Annotated in this window: 13 protein-coding genes; 1 reads left to right on the top strand and 12 read right to left on the bottom strand. The window is 64.2% G+C overall.

The genetic code is table 11. The features are described 5' to 3' along the window. Window positions 1–35 precede the first annotated feature (35 nt). From guaA to folD, 3 genes are all read right to left on the bottom strand, one after another. Window positions 36–1,601 (bottom strand): glutamine-hydrolyzing GMP synthase, encoded by a 1,566-nt coding sequence (gene guaA / locus ACCQ04_RS11335; protein WP_024939209.1) that lies wholly within the window; start codon window positions 1,599–1,601, stop codon window positions 36–38. Window positions 1,602–1,731: 130 nt separating this feature from the next. After that, complete coding sequence (gene guaB / locus ACCQ04_RS11340; protein ID WP_016903541.1) at window positions 1,732–3,189, bottom strand: IMP dehydrogenase; 1,458 nt, start codon at window positions 3,187–3,189, stop codon at window positions 1,732–1,734. A gap of 90 nt (window positions 3,190–3,279) precedes the next feature. Continuing rightward, window positions 3,280–4,164, bottom strand: a complete 885-nt coding sequence (gene folD, locus ACCQ04_RS11345) for a bifunctional methylenetetrahydrofolate dehydrogenase/methenyltetrahydrofolate cyclohydrolase FolD (RefSeq protein ID WP_039521785.1) — start codon at window positions 4,162–4,164, stop codon at window positions 3,280–3,282. 49 nt (window positions 4,165–4,213) lie between these two features. Here folD and ACCQ04_RS11350 point away from each other — a divergent pair, with 49 nt between their 5' ends. Continuing rightward, window positions 4,214–4,534 carry a DUF1244 domain-containing protein gene (locus ACCQ04_RS11350; RefSeq protein ID WP_016903543.1) on the top strand — a complete coding sequence of 107 codons (321 nt, stop codon included), beginning with the start codon at window positions 4,214–4,216 and terminating at the stop codon, window positions 4,532–4,534. A 123-nt stretch (window positions 4,535–4,657) separates the two neighbouring features. Here ACCQ04_RS11350 and ACCQ04_RS11355 read toward each other — a convergent pair whose 3' ends face one another. The 9 genes from ACCQ04_RS11355 to cmk all read right to left on the bottom strand — a co-directional run bounded on the left by ACCQ04_RS11355 (window position 4,658) and on the right by cmk (window position 14,989). Further along, window positions 4,658–6,514, bottom strand: coding sequence for a monovalent cation:proton antiporter-2 (CPA2) family protein (locus ACCQ04_RS11355; RefSeq protein ID WP_226427710.1), 1,857 nt, complete (start codon window positions 6,512–6,514; stop codon window positions 4,658–4,660). A gap of 172 nt (window positions 6,515–6,686) precedes the next feature. After that, window positions 6,687–7,580 (bottom strand): UTP--glucose-1-phosphate uridylyltransferase GalU, encoded by an 894-nt coding sequence (gene galU / locus ACCQ04_RS11360; RefSeq protein ID WP_016903544.1) that lies wholly within the window; start codon window positions 7,578–7,580, stop codon window positions 6,687–6,689. Beyond that, window positions 7,580–9,487, bottom strand: a complete 1,908-nt coding sequence (locus ACCQ04_RS11365; RefSeq protein ID WP_024939212.1) for a polysaccharide biosynthesis protein — start codon at window positions 9,485–9,487, stop codon at window positions 7,580–7,582. Before ACCQ04_RS11365 ends, galU begins: the two co-directional genes overlap by 1 nt. 13 nt (window positions 9,488–9,500) lie before the next feature. Next, window positions 9,501–10,478 (bottom strand): MraY family glycosyltransferase, encoded by a 978-nt coding sequence (locus tag ACCQ04_RS11370; RefSeq protein ID WP_226427741.1) that lies wholly within the window; start codon window positions 10,476–10,478, stop codon window positions 9,501–9,503. Then, window positions 10,478–11,656: a lipopolysaccharide assembly protein LapB gene (gene lapB / locus ACCQ04_RS11375; protein ID WP_016903547.1), complete on the bottom strand. Its 1,179-nt coding sequence runs from the start codon at window positions 11,654–11,656 to the stop codon at window positions 10,478–10,480. The genes ACCQ04_RS11370 and lapB overlap by 1 nt, the downstream gene beginning before the upstream one ends. Window positions 11,657–11,662: 6 nt before the next feature. Further along, window positions 11,663–11,971, bottom strand: a complete 309-nt coding sequence (locus tag ACCQ04_RS11380) for a lipopolysaccharide assembly protein LapA domain-containing protein (protein WP_226427709.1) — start codon at window positions 11,969–11,971, stop codon at window positions 11,663–11,665. Window positions 11,972–12,036: 65 nt separating this feature from the next. Next, window positions 12,037–12,348, bottom strand: a complete 312-nt coding sequence (locus ACCQ04_RS11385; protein WP_016903549.1) for an integration host factor subunit beta — start codon at window positions 12,346–12,348, stop codon at window positions 12,037–12,039. Window positions 12,349–12,436: 88 nt separating this feature from the next. Further along, window positions 12,437–14,122 (bottom strand): 30S ribosomal protein S1, encoded by a 1,686-nt coding sequence (gene rpsA / locus ACCQ04_RS11390; RefSeq protein WP_016903550.1) that lies wholly within the window; start codon window positions 14,120–14,122, stop codon window positions 12,437–12,439. Window positions 14,123–14,305: 183 nt separating this feature from the next. Continuing rightward, window positions 14,306–14,989, bottom strand: a complete 684-nt coding sequence (cmk, locus tag ACCQ04_RS11395; RefSeq protein WP_065031546.1) for a (d)CMP kinase — start codon at window positions 14,987–14,989, stop codon at window positions 14,306–14,308. Between the last annotated feature and the right edge of the window lie 108 nt (window positions 14,990–15,097).

Genomic DNA, 15,097 nt, shown 5'->3' on the forward strand with positions numbered 1-15,097 from the left:
TTCGACGACTGGCGACAGTCACCGAAAACCTGATGTCACTCCCACTCGATCGTCGCCGGCGGCTTGCCGGAGATGTCGTAGACCACGCGCGAGACGCCGCGCAGTTCGTTGATGATGCGGTTGCTCACCGTGCCGAGGAAATCGTACGGCAGGTGCGCCCAGTGCGCGGTCATGAAGTCGATGGTCTCCACCGCGCGCAGTGCGATCACCCATTCGTAGGCGCGTGCATCGCCGACCACACCGACCGACTTGACCGGCAGGAACACCGCAAACGCCTGGCTGGTCTTGTCGTACAGATCGGCCTTGCGCAGTTCGTCGATGAAGATCGCATCGGCCTTGGCCAGCAATTCGGCGTATTCGCGCTTCACTTCGCCCAGGATGCGCACGCCCAGACCCGGGCCCGGGAACGGATGGCGGTACACCATCGTGCGCGGCAGGCCGAGTTCGACACCGAGGCGGCGCACTTCGTCCTTGAACAATTCGCGCAACGGCTCGACCAGGCCCAGCTTCATGTGCTCGGGCAGGCCACCGACGTTGTGGTGACTCTTGATCACGTGTGCCTTGCCGGTCTTGCTGCCGGCCGACTCGATCACGTCCGGATAGATCGTGCCCTGCGCCAGCCACTTGGCATTGGCCAGCTTGTTGGATTCCTCGTCGAAGATATCCACGAACAGGTTGCCGATGATCTTGCGCTTGGCTTCCGGGTCGCTGACGCCTTCGAGCTTGGCAAAGTAACGATCGGCCGCGTTGACGCGGATCACCTTCACGCCCATGTGCTCGGCGAACATCGCCATCACCTGGTCGCCTTCCTGCCAGCGCAGCAGGCCGGTATCGACGAACACACAGGTCAGCTTGTCGCCGATCGCCTTGTGCAACAGCGCGGCGACCACCGACGAATCGACGCCACCGGACAGGCCCAGGATCACTTCATCATCGCCCACCTGCTCGCGCACGCGCGCGATCTGGTCGTCGATGATGTTGGCCGCCGTCCACAGCGTCTGGCAGCCACAGACATCGACCACGAAGCGGCGCAGCAAGGTCTGGCCCTGCAGCGTGTGGGTGACCTCGGGATGGAACTGCACGCCGTACCAGCGCTTGTCCTCGTTGGACATCGCCGCCACCGGGATGCGGTCGGTCACCGCGGTGACGGTGAAGCCCGGCGGCACCTGCGACACGTGGTCGCCGTGGCTCATCCACACATTGAGACGCGATGCGCCGGCATGATCGGTCAGCCCTGCGAACAAGGCATCGGCGGCCACCACATCGACTTCGGCATGACCGAATTCGCGCTGGTCCGCCGCCTCGGTCGCACCACCCAGCTGCGCTGCCAGCGTCTGCATGCCGTAGCAGATGCCGAACACCGGCAAGCCGCTGTCGAACACTTCCTGCGGCGCGACCGGCGCACCCGGCAAGGTGGTCGACTCGGGACCACCGGACAGGATGATGCCCTTGGCGCCGAAACCGGCGATCTCCGACGGGTCATGATCCCAGGCCCAGATCTCGCAATACACCCCGATCTCGCGGATACGCCGCGCAATCAGCTGGGTGTACTGCGCGCCGAAATCGAGGATGAGGATCTTGTCGCTGTGGATGTTGGTCATTGGCGCCGGGATTGGGAATTCGGGATTGGAGATTGGCAACAGCGGGATGGCGGCGATGCGCCCTGCCGAAGGAGATGCGGCGGGCTGCTACGCGTCCCTAATCCCGAATCCCCAATCCCGCGCACGGGCATCAGCCCATGCGGTAATTCGGCGGTTCCTTGGTGATCTGCACGTCGTGGACATGGCTTTCGCGCTGGCCGGCACCGGTGATGGTGACGAACTTCGGCTTGGTGCGCATTTCCTCGATGGTCGCGCAGCCCACGTAGCCCATCGTGGCGCGCAGGCCGCCGATCAGCTGATGGACGATGCCACCGACCGGGCCGCGATACGGCACGCGCCCTTCGATGCCTTCCGGCACCAGCTTGTCGGCATCGCTGGAATCCTGGAAATAGCGGTCCTTTGACCCCTTCTCCATCGCGCCCAGGCTGCCCATGCCGCGGTAGCTCTTGTAGCTGCGGCCCTGGAACAGCTCGACCTCGCCCGGTGCTTCTTCGGTGCCGGCGAACAGGCCGCCGACCATCACCGTGGAGGCGCCGGCGACCAACGCCTTGCCGATGTCACCTGAGTAGCGGATGCCGCCATCGGCGATCAGCGGAATACGGTCCTGCAGCGCCTCGGCGACCATGTCCACCGCGGTGATCTGCGGCACGCCGACACCGGCGACCACGCGCGTGGTGCAGATCGACCCGGGGCCCACGCCGACCTTAACCGCATCGGCACCGGCGTCCATCAGTGCCAGCGCGGCATCGCCGGTGACGATGTTGCCGCCGATCACCTGCAGCTGCGGATACGCCTTCTTGACCCAGGCCACGCGATCGATCACGCCTTGCGAGTGGCCGTGCGCAGTATCGACGATGACCACGTCCACGCCGGCCGCAGCCAGCAGTTCGATGCGCTGTTCGGTGTCGCCGCCCACGCCGACCGCCGCGCCGACCAGCAGGCGCGTGGACCCGTCCTTGGCCGCATTGGGGTTGTCGGTCTTCTTCTGGATGTCCTTGACCGTGATCAGGCCGCGCAGCTCGAAGCTGTCGTTGACCACCAGGATCTTTTCGATGCGGTTGCGGTGCAGCAGCTCCAGCACTTCCTCGTCACTGGCGCCTTCGCGCACGGTGATCAGGCGATCCTTCTTGGTCATGATGTGGCGGACCGGATCGTCGAGCTTCTTCTCGAAGCGCATGTCGCGGCTGGTGACGATGCCGACCAGTTCGCTGCCATCCACCACCGGCACGCCGGAGATGTTGCGCGCGCGGGTCAGCTTGAGCACCTCGCCGATGGTCGTGTCCGGGCTCACCGTGAACGGCTCGGTGATCACGCCGGATTCGAATTTCTTGACCCGGGCGACTTCGCCGGCCTGCTGCGCAGGGGTCAGATTCTTGTGGATGATGCCGATGCCGCCCAGCTGGGCCATGGCCACCGCCAGGCGGTGCTCGGTCACTGTGTCCATCGCGGCCGAGAGAATCGGCAGTTTCAGGCGCAGATCGCGGGTCAGCCGGGTTTCCAGGCTGACGTCCTTGGGCAGGACGATCGAATGAGCGGGGACGAGGGAAACGTCGTCGTAGGTGAGAGCTTCAGCCTGGATGCGGAGCATCGGCGGACCCGAGTTTGGGGAAGCGCGGCATTTTACCCTGAAAGCCTTCACGAAGACACAACGCGACTGCAATGCAGCGTTACACGCGCCTCAGCCAGCCGCGTCGGCCGCTTCCAGCGTGTTCTGCATCAGCGTGGCGACCGTCATCGGCCCGACTCCACCCGGCACCGGCGTGATCCAGGCCGCACGTTGCACCGCTGCGTCGAAACCGACATCGCCAACCAGGCGGCCGTCGTCCAGCCGATTGATGCCGACATCGATCACCACTGCGCCCGGCTTGACCCATTCGCCCGGAATCAGGCCCGGGCGACCGACTGCCACCACCAGGATGTCGGCATTGCGCACGCTGGCTTCCAGCACCTCGGGCGGGGTGAACTTGTGGCAGCTGGTGACCGTGCAACCGGCGATCAGCAGCTCCAGGCCCATCGGCCGGCCGACGTGATTGCTCACGCCCACGATGGTCGCGTTGCGGCCGCGCACCGGCTGATCGGTGTGCCCCAGCAGGGTCACGATGCCACGCGGCGTGCACGGACGCAGACCGAACTCGCGCAGCGCCAGGTGCCCGACATTCTGCGGATGGAAGCCGTCGACGTCCTTGCGCGGATCGATGCGCTGGATCAGGCGATTGGCATCGGGAATGCCCGGCAACGGCAGCTGGATCAGGATGCCGTGGATCTTGGGGTCGGCATTGAGCTGGTCGATCAGCCGCGCCAGTTCGGCCTCGCTGGTGCCCTGCGGCAAATCGTAATCGAATGCCTCGATGCCGACCTTCTCCGCCGCACGCCGCTTGTTGCGCACATACACCGACGAGGCTGGGTCGCCACCGACCAGCACCACCGCCAGCCCGGGGCGTGTCTTGCCGGCGGCCAGGCGCGCATCCACGCGCAGCTTCAGCCCGTCGAGCAGTTCCTCGGCGATGCGGCGACCATCGAGAAGGCGGGCCGGAGCAGAGGCAGCTGGCGCGGAAACGGTCATGGGGCGTCAGGTGTAGAGTCGAAGGCCGTCTATTGTCCCCGATTCCGTCATGACCGACACCACCTCGACACCCGATTCCATCACCACGTCCATCGAAGCGGCCGCATTTCGCCGTCTGTTGCAGCATCTCAACCAGCAGCGCCCGGATGTGCAGAACATCGATCTGATGATCCTGGCCGGCTTCTGCCGCAACTGCCTGGGCGACTGGTACCGCGAAGCCGCCGAAGCGCACGGCCAGCCGATGAGCAAGGAGCAGGCACGCGAAGCGGTGTACGGCATGCCGTTTGCCGACTGGAAACAACAGCACCAGAAAGACGCCACGCCCGAGCAACTGGAAGCCTTCGCGGCCGCTCAACGCCGGCACGGCTGAGTCGATCAACTTGTCACCTCAGGCCGGCAGCTTGGTGCCGGCCGCTCTATCACCCCAGGTTTTTTCTCGACCAGCCGAGGCAACCGCAGCACCGACCCTGCTTCGGCTCACGCCGCACACGACTCAGTCGCGGGTCACGGCTTCGGGCTGATTGGCCTGCGGTACCGCATCGGGATTGAGCGTGCGGCTCTCCCGCCGCGGCGGGGTGAACGGCGTGGGCTTGGGCACGGTCGGCGTGAGATTGCCGTACATCAGCCCTGCCACGGCGCCGGCACGCGTGTTGCCGGCCGCAATCTCCAGTTCGAACCGCTCGGCATCGCGCCGCCGGATCTCGCGCGCGATGGTGACCGCCTCGTCCTCGTCCACGCCCAGCTCGACCAGGGCCGCCTGCCCGAACGCCACTGCCGACTCGAAGGTCTCGCGAATCTGGTAGTCCACCCCGGCAGCGACCAACTGCAATGAATGCTCACGGTCGAACGAGCGCACCAGCAACCTGGCGTGCGGGAACTCGTGCCTTGCCAGCTCGACGATCCGATTGGCCGCCTCGCGGTTATCGATGCACACCGCGATCGCGCGTGCGCTGTGCGCACCGGAGGCATGCAGCACATCGAGCCGGGTGCCGTCGCCGTAGTAGATCTTGAAACCGAACTGTTCTGCGCTCTGGATCATCTCGATGTCGTTATCGATGATGGTCACATCCACATCGCGCGCCAGCAGTGACTGGCTGGCAACCTGCCCGAAGCGCCCGAACCCGATGATCAGCACGCTGCCGGTCTGCCCACTGACGGCGTCCACGCCTTCCAGCGACGGCTGGGCGGCCGGCGTCAGCCGTCGCTGCAACAGCACGAACAACGGCGTCAGCGCCATCGACAACACCACGATCGCCGTCAGGCTGGCGTTGACCTGTGCGTCGATGACGCCAGAGGCCGATGCCGCCGCGAACAGCACGAAGGCAAACTCGCCGCCCTGCGCCATCAGCACGCCCCGATCCAGCGCCTGGCGATGGTCGCTGCGCATCAACCGCGCCACCGCGTAGATGCACACGCCCTTGCCGAGCATGAGCGCCAGCACACCGGCAACGATCAGCCGCCAGTCTGCCGCAACCACACGCAGGTCCAGGCTCATGCCGACGCCCAGGAAGAACAGCCCGAGCAGGATGCCGCGGAACGGCTCGATATCCGCCTCGATCTGATGCCGGAAGGTGGATTCGGACAGCAGCACACCGGCCAGAAACGCGCCCATCGCCATCGACAGCCCACCGACCTGCATCAACAGCGCCGCGCCCAGCACCACCAGCAAGGCCGCCGCCGTCATCACCTCGCGCGCCTTGGACGCGGCCAGGATGCGGAACAAGGGATTGAGCAGCCAGCGCCCCGCCACCACCAGGCCGACGATGCAGGCCAGACCGATGCCGATGTCCTGCCAGCGTTGCGTCGCCGCCTGCGGGTCGCCGTTGGCGCCCATCCAGGCCACGATCGCCAGCAGCGGCACGATCAACAGGTCCTCGAACAACAGGATCGCCACGATCTTCTGGCCCGGCGGCAAGGCGACATCGCCACGCTCTGCCAGCAACTGCATCACCACCGCCGTGGAGGTCAGCACGAAGCCGGATGCGGCCACGAATGCCACCGGCGGCGCGAAGCCGAGCAACAGGCCGATGCCGGTCAGCACCAGCGCGCACACTGCGATCTGCAGCGTCCCCAGGCCGAAGATCTCCTTGCGCAGGCTCCACAGGTGCGATGGCCGCATTTCCAGCCCGATCACGAACAGGAACATCACCACGCCCAACTCGGCCACGTGCAGGATCGCCTGCGGGTCATCGAACAGGCCCAGGCCGAAAGGACCGATCGCCAGACCCGCGGCCAGGTAACCCAGCACCGAGCCCAGGCCCAGACGTCGGAACACCGGGATGGCGACCACGGCAGCGCCCAGCAAGGCCACCACGTTGATCAGTTCGCTGGATTCGGCAGGCTGGCTCATGCCGAGGATTCTAGCCGCAGGCGCGTACCACGGACTTGCACCAGCGTGCCACGCTGGCAAAGCCGCTTGACGTGTCGATCAGCCAGCGGTACGGCATTCCCGCCCAGCGAGGCCCCAAACGACGAACGACGCCGGATGGCGTCGTTCGTGGATGCAGGCGATGGCCAGGCAATCAGCCGCGCGCGTCGGCCTCGGCCAATGCGGTGCGCAGGATTTCCTTGGCCGGCCCGCCATGCTTTTCGTGCTCGAGCGCGAAATGCACGGTGGCCTCGATCAGACCGATATGCGCGCCGCAATCGAAACGACGGCCCTCGAAGCGGTAGGCGTCGACGGTTTCCTGCTGCAGCAGTCCGGCAATCGCATCGGTCAGCTGGATTTCGCCACCGGCACCGGCGCCGGTCTCTTCGAGCAGTTCGAAGATCTTCGGGTTGAGCACATACCGGCCGACCACGGCCAGATTGCTCGGTGCCACTTCCGGCTTGGGCTTTTCGACGATGGCGTTGATGCGCCCCTTGCGACCATCGAACGCATCAGTGGCCACGATGCCGTAGCTGGCGGTCTTGTCGTGCGGCACGTCCTCCACGGCGATGACGCTGCCGCCCGAGGCTTCTGCCACATCGGCCATCTGGGTCAGCGCACCGGCGCCCCGGTTCCAGATCAGGTCGTCCGGCAGCAACACCGCAAACGGCTCGTCACCGACCACGGCCTTGGCACACAGCACTGCGTGACCCAAACCGAGCGCTTCAGCCTGCGTCACGAAAATGGCGCGCACGCCTTCCGGCAAGGCATGTCGCACCAGCTCCAGCTGTTCGAGCTTGCCGGCGCGCTCGAGCTTTTGCTCCAGCTCGTAGGCCTTGTCGAAGTAGTCGGCGATCGAGTGCTTGTAGCGATTGGTCACGAAGATCAGCGTGTCGCAACCGGCCTGGATGGCCTCGTCGACGGCGTACTGGATCAAAGGTTTGTCGATGATTGGCAGCATTTCCTTCGGCACCGTCTTGGTTGCCGGAAGAAAGCGGGTCCCAAGACCTGCGACGGGGAATACGGCCTTGCGAATACGCTTGCTCATTAAAGTCTTCTGACCTCACGTGCGGGGAATGGAACGACCGTATCAGATCGCGCGTCGACTTTCCGTCGAGCAGCCGCAAAATCCGGCATCAGACTGCCCAGCACAGTCTCCATCGCCTTGATGTCGTAACGGTTAACCGCCTCACGCAAGCGCGTCACCAGCTGCAACACCTGCTCGTGCGAGAACTCGCGCACACCGGCTTCCAGAATCTTGGGATGCGCGGTTGGGCGATAGTCTTCGTCGGAATAGAACAGGGTTTCGTGCAGCTTCTCGCCCGGACGCAGACCGGTATAGAGGATCGCCACATCCTTGCCGGGTTGCTTGCCGGCAAGACGGATCATCTGCTCGGCGAGCAGGCGGATCGGCACCGGCTCACCCATGTCCAATGTATAGATCGCGCCATGCGAGGCAGAGGCCGCGGCCTGCACCACCAGCTGGCAGGCTTCCGGAATGGTCATGAAGTAACGCGTCACATCCGGATGGGTCACCGTGACCGGGCCCCCCTGGCGGATCTGCTCGCGGAACAACGGCACCACGCTGCCGGCCGAATCCAGCACGTTGCCGAAACGCACGGTGATGAAGCGCGTTGGCGCATCGCGCGCGTCCAGGCTCTGGCAGATCATCTCCGCATAGCGCTTGCTCGCGCCCAGCACGTTGACCGGCTCGACCGCCTTGTCGGTGGAGATGAAGACGAAGGTCTCGATGCGTGCGCGCTGGCATGCGCGCGCCACGTTTTCGGTGGCCAGCACGTTGTTGCGTACCGCCTCGCGCAACTGCTCTTCCAGCAGCGGCACCTGCTTGTAGGCGGCGGCATGAAAGACGGCATCCGGCAGCGCGGTGTTCAAGGCATGCGCGACCACCGCCGGGTCGCCACAATCGCCAAGCACACGCACCACCTCGATATCGGGGAACAACCGACGCAGGTCCGAATCGACGGTCAGCAGCGCCAGCTCATCGATTTCCAGCAGCACGATGCGGCGCGCACCGTGCCGGGCGCACTGGCGGCAGACTTCCGACCCGATCGAACCACCCGCGCCGGTCACCATCACCGTCTTGTTGGTCAACCAGTCGCGAATCAGGCGCCAATCCGGGGTAACCGGCTTGCGGTTGAGCAGGTCCTCGATCGCGACCTCCTTCAACTCGCCGGGTAACGAGCGCCCTTCCAGCACGTTGATCAGCTTGGGCACCATGCGGAACGGCAGCCCGGTACTTTCGCAGATGGCCACCACGCGCTGCATGCCCGAGGCATCCAGCGACGGGATCGCGATGACCAGCAGTTTGGCCGCCGTCTCCTTGGCGATGGCTGCAGCCTGGTCCAGGTTGCCCAGCACATTCAGGCCCTGGATCTTGGCGCCATGCAGATTGTTGGCATCGTCCAGATAGCCGACCGGCACGAATGCGCCGGTGCGGCGCAGATCACGGACCAGACCTTCGGCGGCACGGCCCGCGCCAAGGATCAAGACGCGCTGCGCGGCATCGCCGGAATGCGCGATCTGGTAATCCTTCCAGGCCCGATACAGCAGCCGCGGCGTACCCAGCAGCGCCGACAGAGCGAACGGATAGACGACCAGCACCGACAACGGCACACCATCAAGGCGGTCATAGGACAGCGCCAGCACGATCGCGACCAGGCCGAGAAAACTCGACTTGAAGATGTTCCACAAGTCCGGCACCGAGGCGAACCGCCACAGCCCGCGATACAGGCCCATCTTCCAGAACACCAGGCCTTGCGCGACCAGGACCACCGCGGTGCGCCAATCCCATAACGGCAGATCGGGAGCCTCGCGCAGCATGGAGTAGCGGCCTGCATGCAGCAACTGCCAGCACACCCACACCATCAACAGGTCATGCAGCACCACCGCTGCTTGCGGCAGGGCCTTGGTCAAACGGTCACGCCAGGAAATCATAAAAGTCCGTTACTCAGGAATTGCGCAATCCATCGCGCAGGAAGTGCCAGATTGCGGTGGCACCCAGTCCCCATACCAGGGCTCCGGATACCTGCAGCCAAGTTGCATCATGACGAAGTAACACATACAAGCAGACGACGGCGACGCTGAAAGCGAAATAAATACCGGTTACCGGAACGTGCGTCTCAAGCCTGCGTGCCAGACGCTGATAGAGATGTTGGGCGTGTGGCTCCCACCACCGTTGCCCGGCGAGCATGCGAGACAGCAGCGTGAAGCCGGCGTCTACAAGAAATGCTGTCAATGGCAACCAACTGATCCACCAGCTCACTTGGCCGCTGGCCACCGTCAGTGCGAGCAACGCAGCCAGCACATATCCCAACGCACCACTGCCGCCATCACCCAGAAAGATGCGCGCACGCGGAAAGTTGAACGGCAAAAATCCCAGGCAGGACGCGGCGACGGCAAGACCGGCCCACGCCCAGGCACCAGGCAAGACCGCAGCAAACGCCAGCGCGGCCAGGGCCGCCTGGCTGCTGGCCAGGCCGTTGATGCCGTCCATGAAGTTCCAGACGTTGATCAACAGTACCGACGCCATGGCGGTGAGCACGCCATCCCAGAGCCTGCCGGTGTAATGGCTGACCAGCCAGCCCAGCATGACCGACGCCAACAGGTGGATCGCAAAACGCAGCCTGGCCGAGAGCGGACGATGGTCGTCCCACCAACCCACGCCGGCCACCAGCACCAGCCCGGCCGCGAACCAACCAAGAATCGGGCCTGCAGCCGGCCAGATCACGCCGGCTGCCACGCACCCAGACAGCAGCGCTGCCACGATTGCCATGCCACCGCCACGTGGGGTTGCGACCACATGGCTGCGGCGTTCACCCGGCTGATCGAGCAGCCGCCGATGCAGCGCGTAACGTCGCAATAACCAGGTTCCCAGTGCCGCGACCGTCAGGTGCAACAGACACCACCACAGCCAGGCCTGCGGCATCAGACCACCGCGTAGTTCAACAGCGGCTTGACCGTGCCCCATTCCTTGCAACTCGGGCATTGCCAGTGATGGGTCTTGGCGCCGAAGCCGCAGCGGGTGCAGCGGTAACTCGGGTTGCGCACCAGCAACTGGTCGGTGATGTGCTTGAGGTCCTGCAAGGTGCCGACCGGGTCGCTGCCTTCGGCCAGGGTCAGGTCGATCAACGCCGATTCGCCGCGGACCGAGGGCCGGTCCTTGAGCTGGCGGCCCAGGTAGGCCAACGCAGGTGCCACACCGTCCTGGGCTTCCATCAACTGGGTCAATGCCAACACCGGAGCGATGCCGCGATAGTGCTCGGTCATCTCGGACAGGAAATTACGTGCACCGGCGATATCGCCGACCCGGCGATAGGCCGCCATCAATGCGGGAATGATCTCCGGCAGGTATTCCGGATCATGCCGCGCAGCACGTTCGAACGCGCGCACTGCCGCTTCGTCGTGTCCGCGCTCGGCTTCGATGCGTCCCTCCAGAATGCCGGCGCGCACCGAGGTGCCATCGGCCTGGTAGGCGCGCGCGATCGCCTGCAATGCTTCGTCGGGCTTGCTCAGGCCACGATAGCGGTCGGCCAGCTCGCACTCGAATTGCGAAATCAGCTTGCCCATCGGCTCGCCGGTGACTTCTTCGTAACGGGTGGCGTTGTCGATCGCCTTTTCCCAGTCGCGCTCGGCCTGATAGATGCCGATCAGGTGACGCAGCGCCTGCGGCGCACGCTGATCCAGTTGCGCCAGTTCGGTGAACACGGTCTCGGCGCGATCCAGCAGGCCGGACTTCATGTAGTCCTCGCCCAGCGCCAGCAAGGCCTGCACCCGCTGCTGATCGGTCAGGTCGGCGCGTTGCACCAGGCCCTGATGCAGCCGGATCGCGCGGTCGACCTCACCGCGACGGCGGAACAAATGCCCCAACGCGACCTGGGTCTCGAAGGTTTCCTTGTCCAGTTCGGCGATATGCAGAAACAGCTCGATCGCCTTGTCCGGCTGCTCGTTGAGCAGATAGTTCAGGCCACGAAAGTAGGTGCTGGACAGGCGACTGACCTGGGTATCGCCGTGGCGTTGACCACCGCGGCGGCCAACGACCCAGCCCCCCAGCGCTGCCAACGGCACGAACAGGAAGAACCAGATCCACTCGGTCAGAAAGTCCATACGCGCTTACAGTCCATCAAAGGGGCGCGGCTCGACTGCGGCAGGCGCAATGGGCCTGGCGGCGTCGGTGCGACTGACTGCAACCGCCTTGTTGGCCTGGCGCAGTTTGGAATAGAGGGGAATGACCACACTGACCAGCACCATGCCGGCGCCGATCAACACACCGACCAGCAGCGCGACGATGATCGCGATTCCGGAGGTCGTGTGCACACTGGAGAAAAGGAAGTCGAGAGTGACGTCCTGGGAATTGACCGCACCAATGATCAGACCGACCAGCAGGAAGGCCAACATCACCAGCAAGCGAAACACCTTCATGGCCAGACTCCGTCAAAAGAGGCTTAGCTTAACCGAGCCGACATAAACGCAGCGGCAGAATGACCTCAGTCAGCCGCATCCAGCAGATCGACCGGGACCACGGAGCTGACGCGCTCGCGCAATTCCTTGCCAGGCTTGAAATGCGGAACATGCTTGCCCGGCAACGCGACCGACTCGCCGGTCTTCGGATTACGGCCAAGACGTGGCGGGCGGTAATGCAGCGAGAAGCTGCCGAACCCGCGGATTTCGATCCGATCACCATCGGAGAGCGCCTGCCCCATCATTTCCAGCAGCGATTTGACTGCCAGATCCACGTCGTCCGCCTTCAGATGCGCTTGACGTCGCGCCAGGATTTCAATCAATTCGGACTTGGTCATGGGAAGACTTGCTTTTTTCGACTGACACATCGGAATCGGCCCGGGCAAGCCCGGGCCGATCCATCACGCTCTTGCGAGCGCTACGCGCTTACTCGGACTTGTTGCTGTTCAACTGTGCACGCAGCAGCGCGCCCAGCTGGGTCATGCCACCGGATGCGGCCGAAGACTGGTATTCCTCCAGCGTTTCGCGCATTTCGGCATCGTCCTTGGCCTTGATCGACAGCTGCAGGGTGCGGCCCTTGCGGTCCATGCCCACGAACTTGGCTTCGATCTTGTCGCCGACCTTCAGGTGCTGGGTCGCGTCGTCCACACGCTCGTTGGCGATGTCGCGTGCAGCGACGTAGCCTTCGATGCCGTCGGCCAGGTCGATCGTGGCGCCCTTGGCATCCACTTCACGCACCACGCCTTCGACCTTCGAACCCTTCGGGTTGGACGCCATGTACTGGCCGAACGGGTCCTGCTCCAGCTGCTTGACGCCCAGGCTGATGCGCTCACGTTCCGGATCGACTGCCAGCACAACGGCTTCCAGCGTGTCGCCCTTCTTGTAGTTGCGCACGACATCTTCGCCGGTGGTGTTCCAGCTGATGTCGGACAGGTGGACCAGGCCGTCGATGCCGCCGTCCAGACCGATGAAGATGCCGAAGTCGGTGATCGACTTGATCTGGCCGGACACCTTGTCGTTCTTCTTGTGGGTGGCAGCGAAGGTTTCCCACGGATTGGCGGCAACCTGCTTCATGCCCAGCGAGATGCGGCGACGCTCCTCGTCGACATCCAGCACCATCACTTCGACTTCGTCACCCACCTGCACAACCTTGGACGGGTTGACGTTCTTGTTGGTCCAATCCATCTCGGAGACGTGCACCAGACCTTCGACGCCCGGCTCGATCTCGACGAATGCGCCGTAATCGGTGACATTGGAGACCTTGCCGAACACGCGGCTGTTGGCCGGGTAACGACGTGCGATGTTGTCCCACGGATCTTCGCCCAGCTGCTTCAGGCCGAGGCTGACGCGGTTACGCTCGCGATCGAACTTCAGCACGCGCACGTCCAGCTCGTCGCCGACGTTGACGACTTCGGACGGATGGCGCACGCGCTTCCAGGCCATGTCGGTGATGTGCAGCAGGCCGTCGATACCGCCCAGGTCCACGAACGCGCCGTAATCGGTCAGGTTCTTGACGACACCCTTCAGGATCGCGCCTTCCTGCAGCTTGTCCATCAGCTGCTCGCGCTCTTCCGAGTGCTCGCTCTCGACCACGGCACGACGCGAGACCACCACGTTGTTGCGCTTGCGGTCCAGCTTGATCAGCTTGAACTCAAGTTCCTTGCCTTCCAGGTAGGCCGGGTCGCGCACCGGGCGCACATCCACCAGCGAACCAGGCAGGAACGCGCGGACATCCTTGATGTCCACGGTGAAACCACCCTTGACCTTGCCACTGATGCGGCCGGTGATGGTTTCGTTCTTTTCCAACGCCTCTTCCAGCTCGTCCCACACCATTGCGCGCTTGGCCTTCTCGCGCGACAGCACGGTCTCGCCGAAGCCGTTCTCGATGGAATCGAGGGCAACCTTGACTTGGTCGCCTACGCCGACATCGATCTCGCCAGCGTCATTACGGAACTGCTCGATCGGCACGATGCCTTCGGACTTCAGGCCAGCGTTGATCACCACCACGTCGCCGCGCACTTCCACGACGGTACCGGTGACAATGGAGCCCGGCTTCAGCTTCGCCAGATTGGCTTGACTGGCTTCGAACAGTTCAGCAAAAGATTCTGTCATTTGAATTTTACTCAGTTGAACACACGGGCGTTGATCGTCGAATGCGACAGATGCCAAGCGCCCAGCCTGTTGGTCGACTCCGGACAGCGAGTCGGTTAAGTAGTAGTAGAACCGCCACACGGGATGTGCGACGGAGCCTTGGAACGCCTTACGGTCGGCGGGACATGCCCGCTTGCGGAACGCTTACGACGACGTGCGAACGGTCAACAACCCGACCACACGTTGGACGACATCCTCGATCCCCATTCCGCTGGTATCGATCAGCACGGCGTCTTCGGCCGGCCGCAATGGCGCCACCACCCGCTGCGCATCACGGGCATCTCGAGCCATGATCTCGCGCAGCAGGTCGTCAAAGATAACCGAAACACCCTTTTCCATCAACTGTTTATGGCGACGGCCCGCACGTTCTTCGGCACTGGCGGTCAGAAACACCTTGAAGGCGGCATCGGGGAAGATCACCGTGCCCATGTCGCGCCCGTCCGCGACCAGGCCGGGGGCCTGCCTGAATGCGCGTTGGCGTTCCTTCAACGCACTGCGCACCTCGGGAATGGCCGCAATCGCCGAGGCAAGTGCGCCGGTGGTCTCCAGGCGCAGTTCGCCGGTGGCGTCCACGCCATTGACCAGCACCCGCAGCCCCGCCTCGCCGGCATCGTCGAACTCCACTTTGGTGTCGAAGGTGCAGCGCACCAGCGCAGCCGGATCGGAGACATCCAGATCGGCCCAGCTCGCTGCCACGCCCACCGCGCGATACAGTGCGCCCGAATCGAGGTAATGCCAGCCCAGCCGGGCGGCCACGATCCGGCTCACGGTGCCCTTGCCGGCGCCGGAGGGACCATCGATGGTAAGGACGGGCGAAAGGTCGGTCATTCAGGTTTCCGGAAGGTCATCAGGCGGTAGTGTAGCGCCGCTCGCGGGGATTGCGATGCAACCACTTGAAAGCACGACGAAAAGCCGGTTAGAATTGCCGGCTTAATT

Source organism: Xanthomonas sp. NCPPB 2866 (genome assembly GCF_041475745.2).
In the GTDB taxonomy this organism is placed as follows: domain Bacteria; phylum Pseudomonadota; class Gammaproteobacteria; order Xanthomonadales; family Xanthomonadaceae; genus Xanthomonas; species Xanthomonas arboricola.

What these genes read in the sequence shown, in the direction of transcription:
- guaA (WP_024939209.1), bottom strand. Translation starts at nt 1,601, where the DNA reads ATGACCAACATCCACAGCGACAAGATCCTCATCCTCGATTTCGGCGCG.
- guaB (WP_016903541.1), bottom strand. Translation starts at nt 3,189, where the DNA reads ATGCTCCGCATCCAGGCTGAAGCTCTCACCTACGACGACGTTTCCCTC.
- folD (WP_039521785.1), bottom strand. Translation starts at nt 4,164, where the DNA reads ATGACCGTTTCCGCGCCAGCTGCCTCTGCTCCGGCCCGCCTTCTCGAT.
- ACCQ04_RS11350 (WP_016903543.1), top strand. Translation starts at nt 4,214, where the DNA reads ATGACCGACACCACCTCGACACCCGATTCCATCACCACGTCCATCGAA.
- ACCQ04_RS11355 (WP_226427710.1), bottom strand. Translation starts at nt 6,514, where the DNA reads ATGAGCCAGCCTGCCGAATCCAGCGAACTGATCAACGTGGTGGCCTTG.
- galU (WP_016903544.1), bottom strand. Translation starts at nt 7,580, where the DNA reads ATGAGCAAGCGTATTCGCAAGGCCGTATTCCCCGTCGCAGGTCTTGGG.
- ACCQ04_RS11365 (WP_024939212.1), bottom strand. Translation starts at nt 9,487, where the DNA reads ATGATTTCCTGGCGTGACCGTTTGACCAAGGCCCTGCCGCAAGCAGCG.
- ACCQ04_RS11370 (WP_226427741.1), bottom strand. Translation starts at nt 10,478, where the DNA reads ATGCCGCAGGCCTGGCTGTGGTGGTGTCTGTTGCACCTGACGGTCGCG.
- lapB (WP_016903547.1), bottom strand. Translation starts at nt 11,656, where the DNA reads ATGGACTTTCTGACCGAGTGGATCTGGTTCTTCCTGTTCGTGCCGTTG.
- ACCQ04_RS11380 (WP_226427709.1), bottom strand. Translation starts at nt 11,971, where the DNA reads ATGAAGGTGTTTCGCTTGCTGGTGATGTTGGCCTTCCTGCTGGTCGGT.
- ACCQ04_RS11385 (WP_016903549.1), bottom strand. Translation starts at nt 12,348, where the DNA reads ATGACCAAGTCCGAATTGATTGAAATCCTGGCGCGACGTCAAGCGCAT.
- rpsA (WP_016903550.1), bottom strand. Translation starts at nt 14,122, where the DNA reads ATGACAGAATCTTTTGCTGAACTGTTCGAAGCCAGTCAAGCCAATCTG.
- cmk (WP_065031546.1), bottom strand. Translation starts at nt 14,989, where the DNA reads ATGACCGACCTTTCGCCCGTCCTTACCATCGATGGTCCCTCCGGCGCC.